This window comes from Flavobacterium sp. 38 (assembly GCF_057799715.1).
Window position 1 is genome coordinate 597,626 of record NZ_JBYNWZ010000001.1, and the last position, 23,011, is coordinate 620,636.

The 23,011-nt window shown below is 32.7% G+C and carries 24 protein-coding genes; 21 read left to right on the forward strand and 3 right to left on the reverse strand.

Annotation, left to right across the window (positions count from 1 at the left end; translation table 11 throughout):
• Positions 1–77 precede the first annotated feature (77 nt).
• Together AC3E9W_RS02540 and AC3E9W_RS02545 are read right to left on the reverse strand one after the other, a co-directional pair.
• Positions 78–386, reverse strand: coding sequence for a hypothetical protein (locus AC3E9W_RS02540; protein WP_488766663.1), 309 nt, complete (start codon positions 384–386; stop codon positions 78–80).
• A 151-nt stretch (positions 387–537) separates the two neighbouring features.
• Positions 538–1,590, reverse strand: a complete 1,053-nt coding sequence (locus AC3E9W_RS02545) for a 2Fe-2S iron-sulfur cluster-binding protein (RefSeq protein ID WP_488766664.1) — start codon at positions 1,588–1,590, stop codon at positions 538–540.
• A 128-nt stretch (positions 1,591–1,718) separates the two neighbouring features.
• On the opposite strand from AC3E9W_RS02545, the gene AC3E9W_RS02550 reads away from it, so the two are divergent.
• From AC3E9W_RS02550 to AC3E9W_RS02640, 19 genes are all read left to right on the forward strand, one after another.
• Positions 1,719–3,179: a DUF5687 family protein gene (locus tag AC3E9W_RS02550; protein ID WP_488766666.1), complete on the forward strand. Its 1,461-nt coding sequence runs from the start codon at positions 1,719–1,721 to the stop codon at positions 3,177–3,179.
• Between the two features lie 77 nt (positions 3,180–3,256).
• On the forward strand, positions 3,257–3,952 hold the full coding sequence (locus AC3E9W_RS02555) for an ABC transporter ATP-binding protein (RefSeq protein WP_488766668.1): 696 nt from the start codon (positions 3,257–3,259) through the stop codon (positions 3,950–3,952).
• A gap of 90 nt (positions 3,953–4,042) precedes the next feature.
• A complete protein-coding gene (gene porW, locus AC3E9W_RS02560; protein ID WP_488766670.1) occupies positions 4,043–6,655 on the forward strand; it encodes a type IX secretion system periplasmic lipoprotein PorW/SprE in 2,613 nt (870 codons plus the stop codon).
• Between the two features lie 13 nt (positions 6,656–6,668).
• A complete protein-coding gene (locus tag AC3E9W_RS02565; protein WP_456891541.1) occupies positions 6,669–7,070 on the forward strand; it encodes a bactofilin family protein in 402 nt (133 codons plus the stop codon).
• A complete protein-coding gene (locus AC3E9W_RS02570; RefSeq protein WP_095930601.1) occupies positions 7,048–7,275 on the forward strand; it encodes an AtpZ/AtpI family protein in 228 nt (75 codons plus the stop codon). The genes AC3E9W_RS02565 and AC3E9W_RS02570 overlap by 23 nt, the downstream gene beginning before the upstream one ends.
• Before the next feature lie 57 nt (positions 7,276–7,332).
• Positions 7,333–7,725 carry a hypothetical protein gene (locus tag AC3E9W_RS02575; RefSeq protein WP_306154063.1) on the forward strand — a complete coding sequence of 131 codons (393 nt, stop codon included), beginning with the start codon at positions 7,333–7,335 and terminating at the stop codon, positions 7,723–7,725.
• Between the two features lie 118 nt (positions 7,726–7,843).
• A complete protein-coding gene (gene atpB, locus AC3E9W_RS02580; protein ID WP_306154065.1) occupies positions 7,844–9,028 on the forward strand; it encodes a F0F1 ATP synthase subunit A in 1,185 nt (394 codons plus the stop codon).
• 32 nt (positions 9,029–9,060) lie between these two features.
• Positions 9,061–9,261 carry an ATP synthase F0 subunit C gene (atpE, locus tag AC3E9W_RS02585; RefSeq protein ID WP_026727281.1) on the forward strand — a complete coding sequence of 67 codons (201 nt, stop codon included), beginning with the start codon at positions 9,061–9,063 and terminating at the stop codon, positions 9,259–9,261.
• Positions 9,262–9,350: 89 nt separating this feature from the next.
• Complete coding sequence (locus tag AC3E9W_RS02590; RefSeq protein ID WP_012023142.1) at positions 9,351–9,851, forward strand: F0F1 ATP synthase subunit B; 501 nt, start codon at positions 9,351–9,353, stop codon at positions 9,849–9,851.
• 4 nt (positions 9,852–9,855) lie between these two features.
• Positions 9,856–10,389: an ATP synthase F1 subunit delta gene (gene atpH / locus AC3E9W_RS02595; RefSeq protein WP_488766674.1), complete on the forward strand. Its 534-nt coding sequence runs from the start codon at positions 9,856–9,858 to the stop codon at positions 10,387–10,389.
• Positions 10,390–10,426: 37 nt separating this feature from the next.
• On the forward strand, positions 10,427–12,004 hold the full coding sequence (gene atpA, locus AC3E9W_RS02600) for a F0F1 ATP synthase subunit alpha (RefSeq protein ID WP_306154073.1): 1,578 nt from the start codon (positions 10,427–10,429) through the stop codon (positions 12,002–12,004).
• A 90-nt stretch (positions 12,005–12,094) separates the two neighbouring features.
• Positions 12,095–12,955 carry an ATP synthase F1 subunit gamma gene (gene atpG, locus AC3E9W_RS02605; protein ID WP_306154075.1) on the forward strand — a complete coding sequence of 287 codons (861 nt, stop codon included), beginning with the start codon at positions 12,095–12,097 and terminating at the stop codon, positions 12,953–12,955.
• A gap of 729 nt (positions 12,956–13,684) precedes the next feature.
• On the forward strand, positions 13,685–14,125 hold the full coding sequence (locus AC3E9W_RS02610; RefSeq protein WP_488766676.1) for a GNAT family N-acetyltransferase: 441 nt from the start codon (positions 13,685–13,687) through the stop codon (positions 14,123–14,125).
• 95 nt (positions 14,126–14,220) lie between these two features.
• Positions 14,221–15,681 (forward strand): lipopolysaccharide biosynthesis protein, encoded by a 1,461-nt coding sequence (locus AC3E9W_RS02615; protein ID WP_306154079.1) that lies wholly within the window; start codon positions 14,221–14,223, stop codon positions 15,679–15,681.
• Between the two features lie 27 nt (positions 15,682–15,708).
• Complete coding sequence (gene dut, locus AC3E9W_RS02620; protein WP_008465845.1) at positions 15,709–16,143, forward strand: dUTP diphosphatase; 435 nt, start codon at positions 15,709–15,711, stop codon at positions 16,141–16,143.
• A 60-nt stretch (positions 16,144–16,203) separates the two neighbouring features.
• Positions 16,204–17,220, forward strand: a complete 1,017-nt coding sequence (locus AC3E9W_RS02625) for a sugar phosphate nucleotidyltransferase (RefSeq protein ID WP_306154081.1) — start codon at positions 16,204–16,206, stop codon at positions 17,218–17,220.
• 49 nt (positions 17,221–17,269) lie between these two features.
• Positions 17,270–18,619, forward strand: a complete 1,350-nt coding sequence (locus AC3E9W_RS02630; protein ID WP_488766679.1) for a tetratricopeptide repeat protein — start codon at positions 17,270–17,272, stop codon at positions 18,617–18,619.
• A gap of 14 nt (positions 18,620–18,633) precedes the next feature.
• The gene (lolB1, locus tag AC3E9W_RS02635; RefSeq protein ID WP_488766680.1) at positions 18,634–19,413 is read left to right on the forward strand and encodes a lipoprotein insertase outer membrane protein LolB1; all 780 of its coding nucleotides are present in this window, start codon (positions 18,634–18,636) and stop codon (positions 19,411–19,413) included.
• A gap of 23 nt (positions 19,414–19,436) precedes the next feature.
• Positions 19,437–20,687: a murein hydrolase activator EnvC family protein gene (locus tag AC3E9W_RS02640; protein ID WP_456891525.1), complete on the forward strand. Its 1,251-nt coding sequence runs from the start codon at positions 19,437–19,439 to the stop codon at positions 20,685–20,687.
• 36 nt (positions 20,688–20,723) lie between these two features.
• Here the strand turns inward: AC3E9W_RS02640 and AC3E9W_RS02645 are convergent, their stop codons facing one another.
• Positions 20,724–21,143: a CBS domain-containing protein gene (locus AC3E9W_RS02645; RefSeq protein WP_306154089.1), complete on the reverse strand. Its 420-nt coding sequence runs from the start codon at positions 21,141–21,143 to the stop codon at positions 20,724–20,726.
• 230 nt (positions 21,144–21,373) lie between these two features.
• On the opposite strand from AC3E9W_RS02645, the gene rbfA reads away from it, so the two are divergent.
• Positions 21,374–21,766 (forward strand): 30S ribosome-binding factor RbfA, encoded by a 393-nt coding sequence (rbfA, locus tag AC3E9W_RS02650; RefSeq protein ID WP_095930618.1) that lies wholly within the window; start codon positions 21,374–21,376, stop codon positions 21,764–21,766.
• 1 nt (position 21,767) lies between these two features.
• Complete coding sequence (locus AC3E9W_RS02655) at positions 21,768–22,967, forward strand: ABC transporter permease (protein WP_488766683.1); 1,200 nt, start codon at positions 21,768–21,770, stop codon at positions 22,965–22,967.
• Positions 22,968–23,011: the final 44 nt, after the last annotated feature.

Genomic DNA, 23,011 nt, shown 5'->3' on the forward strand with positions numbered 1-23,011 from the left:
TCAAAGTCTTAAACTTTGACAAAGATTTACGCAAAGATTTTCAAATTGGAATTTGGATTTTTTTTATTGGAATTTCTTCACAACCAAATCTTCTCCTCACGGCATCGGCTATGAATATATCGCTGTAAATACGAAACGGTTGATTTATAATCTGGCGCATCATAGCCAAACCTTTCGTGCTCCATTTGTTCTTTGTCCAAAGCTTCGCAACCTTTTAAAACTTCTTTAATCATGTCAATTAAAGCAAGTTCCTTATTCTCCGTTTTTTGAAATTTTAATTCTACAATTTCATCTTGCAGTTCTTCACAATAAGAAACAAGTTGTTGTACTTCAGATTCTTCCAGAAGATCTCTATTATTTCTAAATATTTCTCGAATTGATTTCATAACATAAAATAAAATCCCAAATTTTTAAATTCCAAATCCCAAATGGAAAATGAAAACTTTGACAAAGATTATAAATTATCGATAAAAAAAATTCCAAATCTCAATTTTAACATTGGAATTTGGAATTTATATTTTTTTGGAATTTTACAATTTATACGTCGTCGTAATCCACATAAATGGTTTCAGATGTTGGATGTGCTTGGCAAGTTAAAATTAAACCTTCTGCGATTTCGCTGTCAGTTAAAATAGAATTTTTCGTCATTTCTGCGCTTCCTTTTGTTACACGACCTAAACAGCTGCTGCAGATTCCGCCTTGACAAGAATATGGAGCGTCAACACCTTGTTTTAGTGCGGCATCTAGAATAGTTTGTTTTTTAGACATTTCAAAAGTAGTCTCTTCGTCGTCTACCAAAACTGTAATTTTTGTATGACCTTCTTGAGAACCCTGAATTACATTTTCTTCAGAAGAAGAAGTAAAAAGCTCAAATTTAATCGCAGATTCTTTTACATTTTTCTCTTTCAAAACATCAGAAACAGTATTAATCATTTCTTCTGGTCCGCAAAGGAAAAATTTATCAAATTCAAGTTCTTTGTGTTTATTGTTCAAAACAAAATTCACAGTCGATTTTTCAATTCTTCCAAACAATGCGTTTTCAGCTTTCGCTTGGCTGTATACATAATGCACAAAAAGTCTGCCTACGTATTGCAATTGCAAATCGTGAAGTTCTTGATGAAAAATCGTGTTTTCAGGAGTTTTATTTCCGTAAACCAATACAAATGAACTTTTTGGTTCATTTTTTAAAACCGATTTTATAATAGAAAGAACAGGAGTAATTCCGCTACCTGCAACAAATGCTGCGTAGTTTTTTTGTCTTTCAGCATCTGGCTCAAAAGTAAATTTACCTTCTGGCTGTCCTACTTCAAGAACATCTCCAGCTTTTAATTTAGTATTGGCAAACTGAGAAAAAAGACCATTTTTTACCGCTTTTACAGCAATTCTTAGTTCGCCGCTGTCTGGTGCAGAACAAATAGAATAAGCACGTCTAATTTCTTGATTGTCAAGTGTTAATTTTAAATTTATATATTGACCAGCTACAAATTTATAGTCTGGTTTTAGTTCTTCAGGAACATTAAAAAGTATCGAAACAGCCTCTGCAGTTTCGCGTTTAACCTCTTTAATTATAAGTTTTAAGAATGAAGGCATGATAGAATTTTTATGCAAAAGTAGCAAACCACTATTAAAAGTTTGCCACTAAATTATTTTTTTTAACTTTTTTTGTAACGTTTTCCTACATTTGGTCTCTTACTACAAAAATACTAAAACCATAAACCATGTTTAAGAAGTTTATTTATCTCGAATGGAAAGCTTTTATCAGATCGGCATCTTTCGGTAAAAATCTGGCAATGAAAATCATAATGGGCTTTTTGATGGTCTATTTTTCATTAATTTTTATTGGTATGGGAGTTGGAGCATTTTACATGCTTAAAGAAATGAAACTGGAGCCACTACTAACCATTAATAAATTTCTGATTTACTACTTCCTATTTGATTTAGTAATTAGACTCTTATTGCAACCAATCCCAGTCTTGAATATTAAGCCATTACTGGTTCTTCCTTTAAAGAAACCAACGATTGTCCATTTTTCTTTAGGCAAAACGGTTTTGTCTTTCTTTAACTGGATTCATGCTTTATTTTTTATTCCGTTTTCGGTTGTCTTGATTTTAAACGGCTACGATGTTATTGAAATTATTTTCTGGCATTTGGGAGTAATGTCTATCATTTACATCAACAATTTTTTGAATATTATTTTAAGCAATATTGACAAACTGTTCGCCCTGTTTTTAATATTGATTGTAGCTCTAGGAGGTGCGCAGTATTATGAACTATTTGATATTACATTATTTACAACTCCATTTTTTCAAAGTTTTTATGACATCGACGGCTTATTTTTGGTTCCGATTTTAGTGTTGATTGCGTTGCATTTTTTTACTTTTAAATACTTCGAAAAAAACTTATATCTCGATGCAGGACTTTCTGTAAAACAAGATATTGCTTCTACAGAAAATCTTTCGTGGCTCAATCAGTTTGGAACTTTAGGCACTTTTCTTAAAAATGATATTAAACTCATTAAAAGAAATAAAAGGTCAAAAACAACTATTTTAATGAGTGTGATTTTTTTATTCTACGGATTGATTTTTTTCGGAAACACGCACCAACCAGAAGCGATGCATATTTTTGCGGGAATATTTGTTTCGGGAGGATTTCTATTTGTCTTCGGGCAGTTTGTGCCAAGTTGGGATAGTTCGTATTATCAATTAATGATGACACAGAATATTCCGTACAGAGGCTACATTACTTCTAAATGGTGGCTTATTGTTATAGCGACTTTCATTTCGACCATATTGGCATCGTTCTATTTGTTTTTTGGATGGGAAGTTTATTTAACTATTGTTGTAGGAGCCATTTACAATATTGGAGTAAACTCTCATTTGGTTCTTTTAGGCGGGGCATTTACCAAAACTCCAATCGATTTAAGTAATGCTGGCGGAGCTTTTGGAGATAAAAAAGCGTTTAATGTAAGCGCCATGCTTTTGTCGCTGCCAAAAATTTTATTGCCTCTAGGACTGTATGCGTTAGGACTTTATTTCGGAAATAAAATGATTGGATTATCTCTCGTAGCAGGAGCAGGAGTTATCGGATTTATTTTTAAGGAAAAAGTTTTTTCATTAATAGAAAAGAGATACAAAATAGAGAAGTACAGTACGATAAGTGCTTATAAGCAAAAGAGTTAATTAACCAATTAGTTAATTAGAGAATTAGTCAATTAGATAATTATCTAAAAATCTACAATCAAAAATCTAAAATTATCATGATACAAGTAAATCAGCTTTCAAAAAAATATAACCAAACTACAGTCTTAAATATCAGTAATCTAGAAATTCCAAAAGGACAAAGTTTTGGATTGGTGGGAAATAATGGAGCAGGAAAAACCACTTTTTTCAGTCTACTTTTAGACCTTATTCAGCCTTCAACGGGATATATTAAAAGTAATGATATTCAAGTAAATACAAGCGAAAAATGGAAATCTTTTACAGGATCTTTTTTAGATGAAAATTTCCTTATCGGATATTTAACTCCAGAAGAATATTTTTATTTTATTGGCGATTTGCGAAATCAGAACAAAGCAGATGTCGATGCGCTGTTAGGTAAACATGAAGAGTTTTTTAATGGCGAAATTTTGAAGAACAAAAAATACCTTCGAGATCTGTCCAAAGGAAACCAGAAAAAAGTGGGAATCATTGCAACACTTATTGGAAATCCAGAAGTAGTTATTTTAGACGAACCTTTTGCAAATTTAGATCCAACTACAGTAAGCCGATTAAAAAAAATTATCAAAGAATTAGCCGATGATCCAAACGTAACTGTTTTAGTTTCAAGTCATGATTTACAGCATACTGTCGAGGTTTGCAATAGAATTGTGGTTCTTAACAAAGGCGAAATAGTGAAGGACATTCAGACTTCAAAAGAGACCTTACAAGAACTAGAATTGTTTTTTGCTGTGTAAGAATTTCTATATTTAAAAAAGAAGCGTATTTTTACAAATGAATATACTAAAACCAATTTTTAGTAGTTATCTGTTTTAAACTCGTTTCTATTGAAAAAGAATACTCTTAAATATAGTTTTACTCTCGTTTTTTTATTCTTTTTGATAGCTTGTTCTACCAAAAAAAATACTTTTTTGTCTAGAAATTCCCATGCTTTAAGCACAAAATATAACATTTTGTACAATGGCGGAATTGGTTTGGATAAAGGATTAAAATCTATTCAGGCTAATAACGAAGACAATTTCTGGAAACTGCTGCCAATTGAAAAAATGCAGTTTGATGAAAACTTCTCAGAAGGTGAAAAAGCTAAAAACCCAGATTTTGAGCTGGCAGAAACAAAAGCTACAAAAGCCATTCAGAAACACTCAATGAATATTGGCGGTAGAGAAAAAAATTATCAGATTGATGAAGCTTACTTAATGTTGGGAAAAGCAAGATATTACGATCAGCGTTTTATTCCGGCAATTGAAGCATTCAATTATGTTTTATATAAATATCCTGAAAGCGATAATATTAATATTGCAAAAATCTGGCGCGAAAAAACCAATATGCGTTTAGGCAACGATGCAATTGCTCTTAAAAACATCAAAATTTTACTTAAAAAAACAGATTTAGACAAACAAACTTATGCAGATGCAAATGCTCTTTTGGCAGAAGCATATCTAAATTTGGAGGAAAAAGACAGCGCCGTTGCTAAACTTAGAATTGCAGAACAATTTACCAGAAATAACGAAGAACGTGCAAGATATCGTTTTATCCTTGGCCAAATGTATCAGGCAGAAGGCAAAAAGGATAGTGCGGTTTATTTTTACGATCAAGTAATTGATTTAAATAGAAAAGCAGATCGTAAATATATGATGCACGCTTACGCGAAAAAAGCACAAATGTTTGATTATGGAAAAGATAATGATACGATTTTCTTAAAGACATTTAATAAATTGGTAACCGATCGTGAAAATCGCCCTTACTATGATGTTCTTTTTTATGAAATGGGAGTTTATTATGATAAAAAGAAAGATCAGGAAAATGCCTTAGTATACTACAATAAATCTTTAAGAAGAAAATCTAAAGATCCGTATTTGATGGCTTCTGCCTATAGAAATATTGGGAATATGTATTTTAAAGATACAGATTATAGTATGGCAGCAAAATACTATGACAGTACTTTGGTAAAAATGGATCCTAAAACCAGAGAATTTGCTTTTATAGAAAAAAACAGAAAAAATCTTGATGACGTAATTAAGTACGAAGCGATTGCAAAACGCAACGATAGTATTATTAAGGTGTATAATTTGCCGCCAAACGAAAAGAAAGATTATTTCGAAAATTATATAGCCGAGCTTAAAAAGAAAGACGAAGCCAAAAGACTTTTAGAAGAAAAAGAAAAAGAACGATTAGCAAATATCGATCGAAACTCTCAAGCCGAGATTCCTGGAAATGGAGCTGTAAATCCGCAATCATTGGGTAGACCTGCAGAACCAGAAGGAATTGGAATGCCTCCAGGTGGAAACGATAATGCTAGTTCATTTTATTTTTACAATCCGACAACAGTTGCCTACGGAAAACTTCAGTTTAAAAAAATGTGGGGTAACAGAACTTTGGGCGGTAACTGGAGATTGGCAGGAATAAAAGCAGCCAATGATAATGCCATGAATGATACAATTGCTACAAAAGAAGTTGCCAATGCAATGAATGATACAATTGTACCAGAAAAATATACGGTTGCCTATTATGTAAAACAGCTTCCAACTTCGCAAGTGGCGATGGACAGCATTGGTAAAGAACGTAATTTTTCGTACTATCAATTAGGACTTATATATAAGGAGAAGTTTAAAGAATACAATTTGGCGAGCGACAAACTAGAACAATTGCTTCAGAACAATCCTGAAGAAAAACTGGTGTTGCCATCAATGTATAATTTGTACAAAATTTATCAAATTACAAATCCGGCAAAAGCAGAAGCTATAAAAATGGAGATTTCTACGAAATATCCAGATTCAAGATATGCTCACATTATAAATAATAAGGAAGAAGATTCAAATTCTAGTCCCGACAAAGAATATCAAAAATGGTATAAACTTTTTGAAGAAGAACATTTTGATGAAGTCTTAGCCAATATTGACAATTTGATTAACCAATATTCTGGAGATGATATTGTTTCTAAATACGAATTATTGAAAGCCAACACTTTAGGAAAAGTAAATGGTTTAGAAGCCTATAAAAAAGGACTTGAGAATGTGGCAGATAATTATCCAAATAGTGAAGAGGGTAAAAACGCTAGAGAAATTCTAGAAAAACAGGTTCCTGTTTTAGAAAAACTCAATTTTACCACAACCGACACTAAAAACTGGAAAATATTATACCGTGTTGCTAATACCGATACAAAAACGGTTAAAAGAATTGAAGAAGCTATTAGAGTATTTTTATTAGTAGAAAATTACGAAAGATTGACAACATCTCTGGATAAATACAATAAAACAGAAAGTTTTGTAGTTATTCATGGTTTAAAATCTGAAGCTTATGCAAATGATATTGCAGGAGTTTTTAGAGAAGATAAAAAATATAAAATTCCAGATCAGGCAATAATTATATCAAATGATAATTATAAAATTGTTCAGATTAAAAAGAATTTAGACGCATACCTTACCCCGAAAACCCCTTAAAATCTTAACCGCCATGTTTGAAAAAGTAAAAAAAAACGGAACTGAACAATTAGGAAAAACAAACAGAATTGTAGAAGGAACATCAATAGTAGGAGACATCGTTTCTAAAGCCGATTTTAGATTAGACGGCGAATTGATTGGAAATTTTACTTCGCAGGGCAAAATAGTGATTGGGGCCAAAGGAGTTGTTAAAGGAGAAATTATCTGTAACAATGCAGACATTGAAGGAGAATTTCACGGAAAAATAAAAGTTCTAGAAACGCTTAATATTAAATCGACTGCTCAAATACACGGAGAAGTAGCAGTAGGAAAACTTTCGATAGAACCAGGAGCTGACTTCACAGCAACCTGTACGATGCTTGCCCATTCCAATACAGTAATCATGCTAGAAGATGGAAAAGGAACCGAACAATAATAGGAGAAATAAATGGCTGGCATTTATTAATATTCCTTTTCAAATGGGAGTAATCATCTTTGTATTCTCTTATTTCGGAACCTGGCTCGACGAGAAACATCCAAGCCCAAAAGTATATTATAACACCATTTTTGTATTGGCCGGAGTTGGCGTTGCATTATATAATGTAATCCGACAAGTAAATGACATCAATAAAACAAAGTAGTTTGTATATAAAACGCCTTGAGATAAAAGTTGCATCTTTGCACTAAAATTATTTCGAATGCTTTCAAAAAATTACAAACCGCTATTTTATTTGTTATGTCTTGCTTTAGGAACTTATATAGTACATAAAGCCCTTTTTTTCTTTAGCGAAATTAAAACAGAGAACTTTCATTACAGTCTAGAAATACTGTATTTATCGTTCTTCGCAATTTCGTCTTTATTATACCTTATATTATTAGTAGTAAAAAAGAAGAATTTTGAAATCGTCGGAATGGCGTTTTTATTCGGAACTTTTACACAAATGTTATTAGCCTATTTAGCTCTGCAGCCGATCTTAAAAAACAAAACTGGAGAAACCGATGTTGAAAAAGTTAGTTTTTTTATAACATTTGTGCTGTTTTTGTTATTTCAGACGCTTTTAACTGTCCGATTATTAAATGAAAAGCGTTAAAATAACAATTCTTTAAAACAAGGTTTAAAAATAATTTTTCATATCCTTTTGAATATTAATAAAAAATGTACCTTTGCACCAAATTTTAGAAACGTAAAAAAATAAGATTTTCCACGATATGGTGATTTCAAACAAACCACTCAGCTTTATTCTTGCAGCTTTTGTTGCTTCTCTACCTATTATGGGTTTTGCAAATCCAGAGAATGATTCGACGCATGTTCAAACTGAAACTGCTCACGAAGAGAAAGTAGTTTCACATAATGCTCACGAAGAAGGAGAGCATGTTGCTCTTGACCCAAAAGCAAAAGTGGACGCTTTTATTGATCACCACTTACAAGATTCTCATGACTTTGTTTTCTTTTCAGATGAAAAAGAAAATAAGCACTATGGTTTTTCATTACCAGTTATTCTTATTGATGGAGGTTTAAAAGTTTTCTCTTCTTCAAAATTACACCACGGAGAAGAAGTTGCAGAAGTTGACGGTAGCTACTATAAATTAGTTCACGGTAAAATTTACAAAACAGATGCAGCCGGAACAATCAACTTTGATGAGCACGGTCATCCTTCAAATGAAAAACCATTAGATTTTTCAATTACTAAAAATGTTGTTTCAATGCTTTTCGTATCAGTATTATTATTTTTAATGTTTACTGGTTTAGCAAAATCATATAAAAAAGGACCAATCCCAACTGGATTTGGTAGAGTTTTAGAACCACTTATTATTTTCATTAGAGACGAAATCGCAGTTCCTAATATTGGAGAGACAAAATACCGTAAATATATGGGTTACCTGTTAACTGTATTTTTCTTTGTTTGGTTGTTAAACTTATTAGGAATGACTCCACTAGGAATCAACGTAACAGGAAATATTGCAATTACAGTTTGTTTAGCATTATTTACTTTCATTATTACACAATTTAGTGCAAACAAAGATTATTGGGGACACATCTTCTGGATGCCAGGAGTACCGGTTCCAATGAAAATTATCTTAGCTCCAATTGAGGTTTTAGGAACACTAACAAAACCATTCGCATTATTAATTCGTTTGTACGCAAACATTACTGCAGGTCACGTAGTAATTATGAGTTTAATTGCAATGATTTTTGTTGGAAAAAATTTAGCAGCAGATTTACCAATCTCATTAGGATTAACTCTATTCATCTCTGTTATTGAAGTTTTAGTTGCATTTTTACAAGCGTTTATCTTCACAATGTTATCATCATTGTTTATTGGTATGGCTGTTCAAGATCACCATCATGATGATCACGGACATGCACATGAGGAAGAAAACGCAATCATTTAATTAGAAGTTTAATTTTATATATATAAATACTTATGGGAACAATTCCAACTTTAGTAGGTGCTGGTTTAGTAGTAATCGGTGCAGGTTTAGGTTTAGGTAAAATCGGTGGATCTGCTATGGACGCTATTGCTCGTCAGCCAGAAGCTGCTGGTAAAATCCAAACTGCGATGATTATTATCGCTGCTTTATTAGAAGGTTTAGCATTTGCTGCTTTGATCTTAGGAAAAAACTAATAAAGAAAAAACTAACAACATCTTTAACGGTTGGTTAAAGGTGTTGTTACTTTAAAAAAGAAATTAAATATTTAATATAGTTATATAAAATGGATAAGTTAATTAACGATTTTTCATTCGGATTATTCTTCTGGCAGGCTTTAATCTTAGTAATACTAATTTTGCTTTTAGTAAAATTTGCTTGGAAACCAATTATGGAATCTATTACTGCAAGAGAAGAAGGTATTAAAAATGCATTGCTTTCTGCTGAAAACGCAAAGAGAGAAATGGAAAATTTACAAGCTGACAATCAAAGAATTTTGAATGAAGCTCGTGCAGAACGTGACGCGATGTTGAAAGAAGCTCGCGAAATGAAAGAGAAAATGATTGCTGATTCTAAAAACGAAGCACAAGAAGCTGGTCAAAAAATGATTGAGCAAGCTAAAGCGGCTATCGAAAGCGAAAAAAATGCTGCAATGGCAGAATTGAAATCTCAAGTTTCTACACTATCATTGAGTATTGCTGAAAAATTATTGAAAGAAGAATTATCTAACAAAGAATCTCAAACTAAATTGGTGGAGAAAATGTTAGGTGACGTAAAGTTAAACTAAGATTATGGCAAGTACAAGAGCAGCAATTCGTTATGCAAAAGCAATTCTAGACTTAGCAAACTCTAAAGGTGTTGCCGAAGCTGTCAATAACGATATGAAATCAATTGCTAATGCAATTGAAACAAATGAGGAATTGAGTGCATTTATTCAGAACCCAACGACTACAGTTGAAGTTAAAGAAGGTGCTCTTTTAGAAGTTTTTGCAAATGTAAATGGAGTGACAAAAGGATTGTTCCGTTTATTATTCGAAAACAAAAGATTTGAAATTCTACATGCAATTGCATTAGGATACAGTAAATTATTTGATGAAAATAATGGTGTTGAAGTAGCGAAAGTTACAACAGCGATCCCAATGGATGCTGCTTTAGAAGCTAAAGTTTTAGCAAAAGTTGCAACTTTATCAGATAAAAAAATTACAATTGAAAATATAGTAGATCCTTCAATTATCGGTGGATTTATTTTGAGAATAGGAGATAATCAATACAATGCTTCTGTTGCAAACAGATTACAAGTATTAAAAAGAGAGTTAAGTAATTAGTTTTATAACACAAAAAGTGTCTAAATTATAAATTAAGATGGCGGAAATCAAACCTGCTGAAATTTCAGCAATATTAAGAAAGCAAGTAGAAGGTTTTGAATCTGGTGCTACGCTAGAGGAAGTAGGAACAGTACTTCAAGTTGGAGACGGTATTGCTCGTGTTTACGGGCTATCTAATGTACAATATGGTGAGTTAGTAGAATTTGATAACGGTATGGAAGGTATCGTATTGAATCTTGAAGAGGATAATGTTGGGGTTGTATTATTAGGACCATCAACTGGACTTAAAGAAGGATCTACTGCAAAAAGAACTCAACGTATTGCTTCTCTTAAAGTAGGTGAGCAAATGGTAGGACGTGTTGTTAACACTCTTGGTTTTCCAATTGATGGAAAAGGGCCAATCGGTGGTGACTTATACGAAATGCCATTAGAAAGAAAAGCTCCTGGAGTTATCTTCCGTCAGCCAGTTACTGAGCCATTACAAACAGGAGTAAAAGCAGTTGATGCTATGATCCCAGTTGGTCGTGGACAGCGTGAGCTTGTAATCGGTGACCGTCAAACAGGTAAATCTACTGTTTGTATCGATACAATCTTAAATCAAAAAGAATTTTACGATGCAGGAAAACCTGTATTCTGTATATATGTTGCAATCGGACAAAAAGCTTCGACCGTAGCAGGAATCGCAAAAATGTTAGAAGAAAAAGGAGCAATGGCTTATACAGTTATCGTTGCTGCTAATGCTTCTGATCCAGCTCCAATGCAAGTTTACGCTCCATTCGCTGGTGCTGCAATTGGAGAGTACTTCAGAGATTCTGGTCGTCCAGCTCTTATCGTTTATGATGATTTATCTAAACAAGCTGTTGCTTACCGTGAGGTTTCTCTTTTATTAAGAAGACCACCGGGACGTGAGGCTTACCCTGGAGACGTTTTCTACTTACACTCTCGTTTATTAGAGCGTGCTTGTAAAGTAATCGCTGATGATGGTATCGCTAAAAACATGAACGATTTACCAGATTCTATTAAGTCAATCGTAAAAGGTGGTGGTTCATTAACGGCGCTACCAATTATCGAAACTCAAGCTGGTGACGTTTCTGCATATATCCCAACAAACGTAATCTCTATTACAGATGGTCAGATTTTCCTTGATGGAGATTTGTTCAACTCTGGGGTTCGTCCTGCAATTAACGTAGGTATCTCTGTATCTCGTGTTGGAGGTAATGCTCAAATTAAATCAATGAAGAAAGTTTCTGGAACTTTAAAATTAGATCAAGCTCAATTCCGTGAATTAGAAGCTTTCGCTAAATTCGGTTCTGACTTAGATTCTGTTACATTAAATGTAATTGAAAAAGGAAAAAGAAACGTTGAGATCTTGAAACAAGGTTTAAATGATCCTTATCCAGTTGAAAACCAAGTAGCGATTATCTACGCTGGTTCTAAAAACTTGTTAAGAAATGTTCCTGTAAATAAAGTAAAAGAATTCGAAGCAGACTTCTTAGCTTACTTAAACAGCAAACATAAAGATACACTTAATGCTTTGAAAGCTGGAAAATTAGATGACACTATTACAGACGTTATCGAAAAAGCAGCAAAAGAAATCTCAGCAAAATATAACTAATTAGATAATTGGTAAATTAGATAATTAGAAAATGTTCACTCATTATTCTAATTATCTAATTTTCAAATTGTCACATTTTCTAATCAATAGATGGCAAATTTAAAGGAAATCCGTAATAGAATTACTTCCGTTTCATCGACGATGCAAATTACATCGGCTATGAAAATGGTTTCTGCTGCAAAGCTGAAGAAAGCACAAGATGCAATCACTGCAATGCGTCCTTATGCCGAGAAATTAACGGAGTTATTGCAAGATCTTTCAGCTACACTAGAAGGTGAAGTAGGAGGAGATTACACTACACAACGTGAAGTAAAAAAAGTATTGTTAGTAGCAGTAACTTCAAATAGAGGTTTATGCGGTGCTTTCAATTCGAATATTATTAAAGAGATTAAAAACCGTACAGAGTTTTACGCTGGAAAACAAGTTGATATTTTTGCTATTGGTAAAAAAGGAAACGACGCTTTAAGCAAAACGCATAAAGTTCACGGTCATCACAATGCAATTTTTGATCATTTAACTTTTGAAAATGTTGCCGGAATTGCAGATAATTTGACTGAGAAATTTTTATCTGGAGAATACGATAGAATTGAATTAGTTTATAATCAGTTTAAAAATGCTGCGACTCAAATTGTTCAAGTAGAACAGTTTTTACCGTTAGCACCTATCGCTACAGATGCAGCTGCTCCTTCTGGAGATTATATTTTTGAGCCAGGAAAAGAAGAAATTGTATTGGCTTTAATTCCTAAGTCTTTAAAAACACAATTGTACAAAGGTATTCGTGATTCATTTGCTTCTGAGCATGGAGCGCGTATGACTGCAATGCACAAAGCAACAGATAACGCTACAGCTTTAAGAAACCAATTAAAATTAACTTATAACAAAGCTCGTCAGGCTGCGATTACAAGTGAGATTTTGGAAATTGTTGGTGGAGCAGAAGCTTTAAACGGATAATCTATTCCATAATAAAAAAAGAAAGCCAGCATAAAGCTGGCTTTTCTTTTTATTGGAAGTTTTATTCTTTTTTAAAAATAATTTTATAAAATGGTGATTCTCAAATTAAAGTAAGTTGAGAATCACTACCATTTTATAAAAATAGACAGATAACTCTGTGTGCTTTGTCTTTCATGGGAACAAACTAGCTTTATTAGTCCCATTGCTCTGTTTTTTTAAGGGTTACATTTCAGCAGAATCAATCCCTGTGCTTTGTCTTTTATGGGAACAAACAAGCTTTATCAATCCCAATGCTTAGTTTTTTTATAAGGGTTACATTTTAGCTAACTTCAATCCCTTTATGCTTTGTCTTTTATGGGAACAAACAAGCTTTATTAGTCCCAATGCTTCCTTTTTTATAAGGGTTGTATTTAGCTTTCTCAATCCCTGTGAAACAAATTTAAGAAAGGTTTAACGAAAAAATCTTACATAATTTCCATGTGATATTTATATGATTCACATGTTTTGAAAAAAATCTGTAATGAGAAATGAAGTTTTTTAAGAAAAAAGTTCTAAAGAAGTGGTTTTTAATGATATAACGTTGAAGATTTCTTATTATTATATTAACACAAATAAAAACTATTTTTTTGATTCTTACAAATTTCTAAAAAACATGAAATATCGTTTGCTTTAAATTCAGAAGTATTTCGGTCGAAAATAAGTATTTTTGAAGTATAATTTTTTAGTGAAATGAAACTACGAGAACTAACAACCATAAAAGAGATGCTCTCTCAGATTGATACCATACGTTTTCTTTATCCTAATTTGAGTGAAGAGAAATACGAATCGTTTCTTTCAGAAATGGTTCCGCATAATTATACTCAAATTGCCGTTTTTGAAGAAGAAAATTGTATCGGAATTACGGGATGCTGGTCTGCAACAAAATTATGGACGGGCAAATATCTCGAAATTGACAATTTTGTGGTACATCCTGAATATCGATCTAAAGGAATTGGAAAAATGCTTACCGATTATGTAGAGAAAAAAGCAGTAGAATTGAATTGCAGCAGTATAGTTTTGGATGCATTTACAGGAAACTTTGCTGCTCATCGATTTTATTATAATCAAGGTTATGCTCCGAGAGGGTTTCATTTTGTAAAAATTTTAGATGAAAAGAAAATGACTGTTTAAAAACACACATAACTTTTCTTTATTGCATTAACAAAAACACCATTAAACAAAAGAAATGGTTATTTTTGTCTTACAAACATTATTAGAATTATATTTTGGGATTATATAAAAATCTATTCAAACAAACAGCAATTTACGGACTGGCAACAGTTTTACCGCGAATGCTGAGTTTCTTATTGGTGAGATTATATACAGGAATTTTGCCTACAGCAGAGTATGGTGAAGTTTCGATCGTATTGTCTTGGATGGTTTTCTTTAACGTAGTTCTTTCTTACGGTATGGAAACGGCATTTTTTAGATTTTACAGTGCAGAAGAGGATAAGAAAAATGTCATTGCTACTTCGACTATTTCTATATTTTGGACTTCAATAATTTTCCTTTTTGTAGCCCTCATTTTCAGAAACACACTTGCTAATTTAGCCGAAGTCGATGTTCAGTATATTACGTATTCGGTATGGATTTTAGTTTTGGATGCCTTGGTTTTAATACCGTTTTCTAAACTTAGAGCCAACCAAAGACCAATGGTTTATGCCGCAATTAAGATTGGAAATGTTGTTATAAACTTATTATTAAATATATTTTTCTTAATGTATTTGCCAAAACTGGCAGCTTCAAACCCGAATTCTGTTTGGGATAATCTATATATTGAAAACTTCCAGATTGCTTATATTTTCATTGCAAATCTTTTGGCGAGTTTGGCAACATTTGTTGTCCTTTCTCCAAATTATCTTTCGCTTGGGCGAAAATTTGATCCAGTACTTTGGAAAAAAATGATGAAATACGGACTTCCAATTTTGGTAGCCGGACTGGCTTTTGCTGTAAACGAACATTTCGATAAAATTCTTTTAGGTTATTTGCTTCCAGAAAATTTAGCAAAATCTGAAGTTGGAGCTTATTCTGCTTGTTACAAATTAGGATTATTTATGGTTCTTTTTGCAACAGCTTTCAGATTAGGAATTGAGCCTTTCTTTTTTAGTCATGCTAAAAATGAAAACGCACCTCAGACTTATGCCGTTATTACTAAATATTTTGTGATTTTAGGATCCTTGATTTTATTAGGAGTAATTGTTTTTGCAGACGTTTTAAAATATTTGTTATTAGACAATAAATCGTACTGGGAAGCTATGAAAGTGGTGCCGCTAATTATTTTGGCAAATTTCTTTTTAGGAATTTATAACAACTTATCGGTTTGGTATAAACTGACAGATAAAACAAAAATAGGAGCGTACATTTCTATAGTAGGTGCAATTATAACCTTGATTTTAAATTATTTATTAATTCCGAAATACAGTTATTACGGTTCTGCAATTGCAACTATTTCTGCTTATGGAAGCATGATGCTTATTTCTTATATTTTAGGAAATAAATACTATCCGATTCCTTACGATATGAACAAGATTGGTGCTTATTTAGGCGTTTCAATATTATTTTCAATAATTTCATTTTACGGATTTAGAGAAAAATATTATGTTGGAATTCCGTTGCTTTTAGCTTTTATGTACCTCGTTTACCATTTCGAAAAAGATACTATAAAGGGAATAATGAAAAGAAAATAAGACGTTTTAAGAAAATTATATTTAAAAATGAAAATTCAAATTATCAATAAATCACAGCACGATTTACCAAATTACGAAACAATTGCTTCTGCAGGAATGGATTTGCGTGCCAATATTATAGAACCAATTACGTTAAAACCTTTAGAAAGAACTATTGTAAAAACAGGTCTTTTTATAGAATTGCCAATTGGTTATGAAGCTCAGGTAAGACCAAGAAGCGGTCTGGCGGCAAAAAAAGGCGTAACTGTTTTAAATTCACCAGGAACTGTTGACGCAGATTATAGAGGAGAAATCGGAGTAATTTTAGTAAATTTATCTAATGACGATTTTGTAATCGAAAATGGAGAACGAATTGCGCAGCTGATTATTGCAAAACACGAAAGAGCAGAATGGATAGAAGTTGAAACACTTTCTGAAACATCAAGAGGTGAAGGAGGCTTTGGAAGCACTGGCGTGAAATAATAGAAGAGAAAGACCAAACCCAATGAAGATTTTAAATCTTCCCATAAAATCAAATAAAGAATGAAAATAATTGTGCCAATGGCAGGCCGCGGATCAAGATTGAGGCCTCATACTTTAACCGTTCCAAAACCGTTAATTCCAGTTGCGGGAAAATCTATCGTGCACCGTTTAGTTGAAGATATTGCCAAAATATTAAAAGAACCAATTGAAGAAGTTGCGTTTATATTAGGAGATGAAGCTTTCTTTGGAGATGATGTTGTAACAAGTTTAGAAGATTTGGCTAAAGGATTAGGAGCAAAAGCTTCGATCTACCGTCAAGATCAGCCTTTAGGAACTGGACACGCAATTATGTGTGCAAAAGACTCTCTTTCTGGACCAGCTGTAATTGCTTATGCAGATACATTAATTAGAGCAGATTTTGAATTAGATCCATCTGCAGATGCTGTTATTTGGGTAAAACAAGTAGACCAGCCAGAAGCTTTTGGTGTAGTAAAACTAAATCAAAATAATGAAATTATCGAGTTGGTTGAAAAACCAAAAGAGTTCGTAAGTGACTTAGCGGTTATCGGAATTTACTATTTTAAAGAAGTTGGTGTTTTAAGAAACGAGCTTCAGAATGTTTTGGATAATAATATTCAAAACGGAGGCGAATACCAAATCAACGACGGAATTAAAGCCATGATGGCAAACGGAAAAGTTTTTAAAACTGGAAGCGTAGACGAATGGATGGATTGCGGTAACAAAGATGTTACGGTTGAAACGAACACGAGAATGTTAGGTTTCTTGCATAACGATGGAGAACATTTAGTAGATTATGGAGTAACATTAGAAAATTCAACTATTATTCCTCCTTGTTATATTGGCGAAAATGTTGTCTTGAAAAACACCACTGTTGGTCCAAATGTTTCTTTAGGAAAAGGATGTCAGGTAACAAACAGTACTATTAAAAACAGTTTGATCCAGACCAACTCTCAAATTAAAAATGCTGATCTAGACAACGCCATGATCGGAAATCATGTAAGTTACGATGGTAAATTTACAAGTATCAGTATTGGTGATTACGCAGTTTTAGAATAAAATAAAAAATATCAAAATTTCGTTTTGTTTAAAATGTAATTTTAAAATAATGAAAAAGAGAATCTTAACTGTTTTATTTTTTGCCTTCTTCGGAAGCACATTTTCGGTTTTTGCTCAGACAGAACCCGAAGATATTGCTATGGCAACAGATGAATATCAGGATTCTTTTTATGAATCATTAAAACAAAAAGGAATTGAAAATTATGATAAAGCCATTGTATCATTGGAAAAATGTATCAAGCTGAAACCCAATGATGCAGTTGCTTATTTTGAATTAGGGAAAAATTACCTGTTGCTTAAACAATATCAAAATGCACAGGATGCTTTTGAAAAAGCTACGCAATTAGACCCTAAAAATAAATGGTTTTGGCTCGGAATTTACGATGTAAGTTTCGAAACCAAAAACTATCCGCTTGCGATAGAAACGATTCAAAAAATAATTGTTTTTGATGAAGAGTATAAAGACGATCTCATTTCGTTGTACATGATTACCAATCAGTATGACAAGGCATTGACAGCCATTAACGAAATGAATGATAAATTCGGAAAGTCGGCCGATCGCGAAATTTACAAACAGCAGATTTTATCTCAAGGAAAATACCAGAACTCAGAAATAGACAATTTGGTTCAGCAGATTAAAAAAGATCCGAAAGAAGAATCTAATTATCTCAATCTTATTCTTTTATATTCGAAGAATAATGAAAATGAAAAATCGCTGGAAGTGGCCAAACAATTGGCAAAAGAAATTCCAAATTCAGAATGGGCTCAAGTGAGTTTATTTAAAACCTATTTGGATGCCAATCAAGCTGATAAAGCCATTAAATCGATGAATGTGATTTTAGCAAGTTCAAAAATCGATTCAAAAATCAAACACAGAACTTTGAATGAATTTTTGATTTATGTAAATAAAAATCCACAGTATGCAGCCGATTTAGAAAAAGCTATTTCGTATTTCGACAATGACCCAAATGTTGATGTGGCCAAAGAAATAGGAAAATTTTATCATAGCAAAGGACAATTTGAAAATGCTATTAAATATTACGAAAAAGATTTAAAGGCAAATTCAGATACTGATTTGGAGACTAATATGTTATTGTTAGAAGCGTATTCCCAAGCAAAACAATATGACCCAATGACCAAAAGAGCCATGATGCTGATTGAAGTTTATCCGAGTCAGGCTCAGTTTTATTATTATGGAGGTTTAGGAAGCAATCAGCTGAAACAGTTTAAAAATGCAAAAACGGTTTTAGAAATGGGTCTTGATTATGTAGTTGATGACGTAAAATTAGAATCAAATTTTAATATTCAGTTAGGAGAAGCTTATAATGGATTGGGAGATGCAAAGAAAAAAGAGGAATACTTTTTGAAGGCAAATGAATTATTAAAGAAGAAAAAATAAAAAGAAGAATTCAGATGAAAAAATATATATCAATACTAGTATTGTCTATTGCCGTGATTTCATGTAAATCAAAAGCAGTAGCGGTGCAAGGAAATACAAGCCAGACCGTTGCACCAAAAGAGGATAAAAAAGTTATCGAAAAACATTACGACAATAAGTTAGATTTTTCGACACTTTACATAAAAGCAAGTGCAAAATATGCTGATGAAAAACAAAGCCAAAATGTTACTGCCGAAATTAGAATCGAAAAAGACAAACAGATTTTAATAAGCGTACGTTTCTTGGGAATTACAATGGCGAAAGCTTTAATAACACCATCAAAAGTTAGTTATTACGAAAAAATAAACAGCACTTATTACGATGGAGATTTTACAAGTTTAAGCAAATGGCTGGGAACAGATTTAGATTATACAAAAGTTCAAAATCTATTAGTTGGAGAAGCTTTTGATGACTTACGAAAAGGAAAATATACGCAGACTATTGTCGATAACCTATTTAGATTGGACGAAGAAAAAGATGCTAATTTGAAGAAAACCTTTTTCTTAGATGGAGAGAAATATTTGATTCAGAAAGAAGAGATTTCGCAGCCATCAGAAAATAGAACATTGCAAATAGCTTATTCGGACACTAAAAATTTTGATCAGGGAACATTGCCGACAAGTATTGAAATCAATGCGGTTCAGCCAAAAGGAAAAACCAGCATCAATCTGAATTATAATAATATCTCATTCAACGAAGAACTTTCTTTTCCTTACAGTGTCCCAAGCGGATACAAACAAGTTTTAATTAAGTAATTTTGCAAAAAGAAAACATAAACATGCCAAAATTTCTCCTAAGCCTAATTTTAATATGTGCCACTACTTTTGTGTGGGCGCAGGATTCGCAGCAAGAAAAACTGGAGCAGCGTAAAGCACAGATTCAGCAGGAAATCAGAGACAATGAAAAAATGCTTCAATCTGTTCGTAAAAAAGAAAAATCAGCTGTAAACGAATATTTGATTCAGGCCAATAAAATCAAATTAAAAGAGAAATTAATTAATACTACGGCAAAACAAGAAAGACTGCTTAGTAATGACATGTATATTAATCAGGTTCAGGTAAATAAACTTAAAAAAGAATTAAAAGTTCTAAAAGAAGATTATGCCGAAATGATTTTGAAATCATACAAAAGCCGTTCTGAGCAAAGCCGCGCCATGTTTATTTTGTCTTCTGAAAGCTTTTTGCAGGCATACAAAAGAGCACAATATTTGAAACAATACACCGCTTTTAGAAAAAATCAAGGTTTAGAAATTCAATCAAAAACGGCCCAGTTAGTAGATTTTAATGCTAAACTAGATGGTCAGCGCCAAGTAAAAAAGAAAATTATAGTTGAAAATCAGAAAGAAAAAGTTACTCTTGAAGCGGAGAAAAAAGAACAGCAGAAACTAGTAAATGCTCTTAAAAAGGACAAAAATAAAATTGCTGCCGATATTCGATCTAAACAAAGCGAATCTAAAAGAATTGACAGACAGATTGACCGTTTAATTCGTGAAGCTATTGCCGAAGCGAATAGAAAAGCAGCGGCAGAAAGAGCAAAAGCAAATCCAGGAAGTGAAACGAAAGCACCAGTTTCTTCGTCTAAAATTGCTTTAACTCCAGAAGATAAAGTTTTAGCAGCCGATTTTAAAGCTAACCGCGGAAGATTGCCTTGGCCTGTTGAAAAAGGATTTATTTCTCTTGGATACGGAGATCAGCCACACCCGCTGCATCCTTCAATTACAGTACATAATTCTGGTGTAGAGATTACTACCGAAGACGGCGCAAGTGCAAGAGCTGTATTTGCAGGAGAAGTTTCTAAAGTAATCGTTTTGTCTCCAGTAAATAAAGCAGTGGTAATTCAGCATGGAGATTACTTTACGGTTTACCAAAACTTGAGTTCGGTTTCTGTAAGTCAGGGCGATAAAGTATCGATCAAACAAAGTATAGGAAGAGTTAGAACAAGCGGTGATACAGGAAAAACAATCATCAAATTCTTGATTCTTCAAAATACATCAAACAATAATCCGGAAGGATGGCTGCAAAGCAGATAAAATAGAAAGGGAGCAATTAAGCTCCCTTTTTTTATATTAATAACTTTCTTCTAAGAAATATTTTAAAACATCTGTTGTCGTAACAATTCCTTTCAATTCTCCTTGATCCACAACTGGAACAGCGTGAAATTCTTCTGTCACAAAAATCTCTGCCAAATCTCTAATAATAAGATCTGGAGAAACTGTTTTAGGTTTTGAAGTCATAACCTGCGGAATAGTAAGCATTTCTAAAACAGCTTCGTCTGCACCATCTTGTCCGTCAAACAATGCACCAAAAGTCAGTCGGTTAATATCGGTACGGCTTATAATTCCCACAACTTCTTTTCCATTTACAACAGGAAGGTGTCGTATAGCATTGGATTTTAATTTTTGCACTACACTTTTTAAATCATCATTTTGATTGATAGTTATGACGGTTTTGGTCATAATGTGGCTGATTGGTTCTCTCTTTTTCATAATTTGATGGTGTTAGATTTACATCAAATTTGAAGATTATTTGATAGCTAAAAGATGATTTTTGTCACGAGAAAACTGAGAAAGAAAACGTATTTTAGATAGTTATTTTTTTAAATGAAAATAAAATGAGAGGTATTAATTTCAATTTTTTAGGCAGTAAAATGTAAATTGATCTTGAAGTTGATTTGAAATTGCATTTTATTGAATTTAAAAAGTAGTATTTTTGCAGTATGGAAACAAATAGACAGAAAAAAATAGGTGGTGTCATTCAAAAAGACTTGGTTGATATTCTGCAAGGTGAAGTGAGAAAAAACGGAATTACAAATTTGGTAATTTCAGTGTCCAAAGTTAGTGTAACTACAGATCTATCTGTGGCAACAGTATATTTAAGCATTTTTCCGCAAGAAAAAGCCAAAGAAACATTAGAAGCAATTAAAACAAATACAACTTTAATCAAACATGATTTATCACAGCGTGTGCGTCTGCAATTACGCCGTGTTCCCAATTTGGTATTCTTTATTGATGACTCATTAGATTATATTGAGAAAATCGACAATGCACTTGCAGGAAAAGAAAATCCAATAGAAAATCGTGATCTTTTAGAAAAAAGAAGAAAGTCGTAGTTTGAATTTTCCTTTATACATAGCCAAACGATATATTTTTAGCAGCAGCAAAAACAATGCTATCAATATTATCAACCGCATTGCCAGCATGGGAATCATTGTTGGCACGATGGCTTTGTTTGTAGTTTTGTCTGTTTTCAGCGGATTGAAAGTTTTCAGTCTTTCGTTTACAAATGAAATTGACCCAGATTTAAAATTGACCAGTACATACGGAAAATCATTTGTAATCACTCCAGAGCAGCAAGCTCAAATAAAAAAAATAGATGGCGTTGCTTCTTACACCAAAATAATAGAAGAACGTGTTTTGTTTTTATTTAAAGACAAACAGCAAGTTACTTATTTGAAAGGTGTTGACAGCCTTTATCCAGTTGTTAACGATATCAAGAAAAAGCTTTTTAATGGCCAATGGCTTAAACCAGATAGTTTTCAGGTTGTAATTGGTTACGGTTTAGCTCAAAACTTCTCAATGGGAATTCTTGATTTTGAAAATCCTCTGCAGGTTTTTGCACCAAAACCAGGAAAAGGAGCAATCGAAAATCCGGAAGAAGCTTTCAATAAAACAGATGTTCTGCCAGTTGGAATTTATTCTATCAGCGAAGATTTAGATTCAAAATATGTATTTGCAGATTTAGGTTTAGTGCAAGAATTGCTAATGTACAAACCCAATCAAATCTCAGGAATTGAATTTAAATTAAAAGAAAACGCAGATGAAGGAGCCATAAAGGCACAGCTAAATTCTATTTTTAAAAATAAAATTACTTTAAAAAATAGAGCACAGTTGAATGAGTCTTTATACAAAATGCTCAATACAGAAAATATTGCCGTTTACCTGATTTTTACATTAGTGATCATTGTGGCGCTTTTTAATTTGATTGGCGCCTTGATTATGATGATTTTAGAAAAGAAAGGAAATCTAAAAACGCTTTTTAATTTAGGTACAGATATCACAGATCTTCGAAAAATATTTCTGCTTCAAGGAACTTTATTAAGCGTTTTCGGCGGCTTAATCGGACTGGTTTTGGGAATAATCCTCGTGATATTACAGCAGAAATTTGAACTTATCATGATCACGCCGACTTTGGCATATCCCGTTGTTTTTACAATAGAAAATGTTTTAATTGTAATGACAACAATTATTTCACTAGGTTTTGTTGCTTCATTAATTGCCAGCAGCCGAGTGAGTAAAAAACTGCTTGATTAATATTTCTTAAAAAATATTACTTATATTTACCGCCTTATAAATCT

Excerpts from the sequence above, each read along its gene's own strand:
- atpE (WP_026727281.1), top strand. The coding sequence starts at position 9,061 with ATGGGAACAATTCCAACTTTAGTAGGTGCTGGTTTAGTAGTAATCGGT.
- AC3E9W_RS02555 (WP_488766668.1), top strand. The coding sequence starts at position 3,257 with ATGATACAAGTAAATCAGCTTTCAAAAAAATATAACCAAACTACAGTC.
- atpB (WP_306154065.1), top strand. The coding sequence starts at position 7,844 with ATGGTGATTTCAAACAAACCACTCAGCTTTATTCTTGCAGCTTTTGTT.
- atpA (WP_306154073.1), top strand. The coding sequence starts at position 10,427 with ATGGCGGAAATCAAACCTGCTGAAATTTCAGCAATATTAAGAAAGCAA.
- AC3E9W_RS02625 (WP_306154081.1), top strand. The coding sequence starts at position 16,204 with ATGAAAATAATTGTGCCAATGGCAGGCCGCGGATCAAGATTGAGGCCT.
- atpH (WP_488766674.1), top strand. The coding sequence starts at position 9,856 with ATGGCAAGTACAAGAGCAGCAATTCGTTATGCAAAAGCAATTCTAGAC.
- AC3E9W_RS02570 (WP_095930601.1), top strand. The coding sequence starts at position 7,048 with ATGGAAAAGGAACCGAACAATAATAGGAGAAATAAATGGCTGGCATTT.
- AC3E9W_RS02575 (WP_306154063.1), top strand. The coding sequence starts at position 7,333 with ATGCTTTCAAAAAATTACAAACCGCTATTTTATTTGTTATGTCTTGCT.
- AC3E9W_RS02645 (WP_306154089.1), bottom strand. The coding sequence starts at position 21,143 with ATGAAAAAGAGAGAACCAATCAGCCACATTATGACCAAAACCGTCATA.
- rbfA (WP_095930618.1), top strand. The coding sequence starts at position 21,374 with ATGGAAACAAATAGACAGAAAAAAATAGGTGGTGTCATTCAAAAAGAC.
- AC3E9W_RS02550 (WP_488766666.1), top strand. The coding sequence starts at position 1,719 with ATGTTTAAGAAGTTTATTTATCTCGAATGGAAAGCTTTTATCAGATCG.
- AC3E9W_RS02545 (WP_488766664.1), bottom strand. The coding sequence starts at position 1,590 with ATGCCTTCATTCTTAAAACTTATAATTAAAGAGGTTAAACGCGAAACT.
- AC3E9W_RS02630 (WP_488766679.1), top strand. The coding sequence starts at position 17,270 with ATGAAAAAGAGAATCTTAACTGTTTTATTTTTTGCCTTCTTCGGAAGC.
- AC3E9W_RS02565 (WP_456891541.1), top strand. The coding sequence starts at position 6,669 with ATGTTTGAAAAAGTAAAAAAAAACGGAACTGAACAATTAGGAAAAACA.
- lolB1 (WP_488766680.1), top strand. The coding sequence starts at position 18,634 with ATGAAAAAATATATATCAATACTAGTATTGTCTATTGCCGTGATTTCA.
- AC3E9W_RS02610 (WP_488766676.1), top strand. The coding sequence starts at position 13,685 with ATGAAACTACGAGAACTAACAACCATAAAAGAGATGCTCTCTCAGATT.
- AC3E9W_RS02590 (WP_012023142.1), top strand. The coding sequence starts at position 9,351 with ATGGATAAGTTAATTAACGATTTTTCATTCGGATTATTCTTCTGGCAG.
- AC3E9W_RS02540 (WP_488766663.1), bottom strand. The coding sequence starts at position 386 with ATGAAATCAATTCGAGAAATATTTAGAAATAATAGAGATCTTCTGGAA.
- dut (WP_008465845.1), top strand. The coding sequence starts at position 15,709 with ATGAAAATTCAAATTATCAATAAATCACAGCACGATTTACCAAATTAC.
- AC3E9W_RS02640 (WP_456891525.1), top strand. The coding sequence starts at position 19,437 with ATGCCAAAATTTCTCCTAAGCCTAATTTTAATATGTGCCACTACTTTT.
- atpG (WP_306154075.1), top strand. The coding sequence starts at position 12,095 with ATGGCAAATTTAAAGGAAATCCGTAATAGAATTACTTCCGTTTCATCG.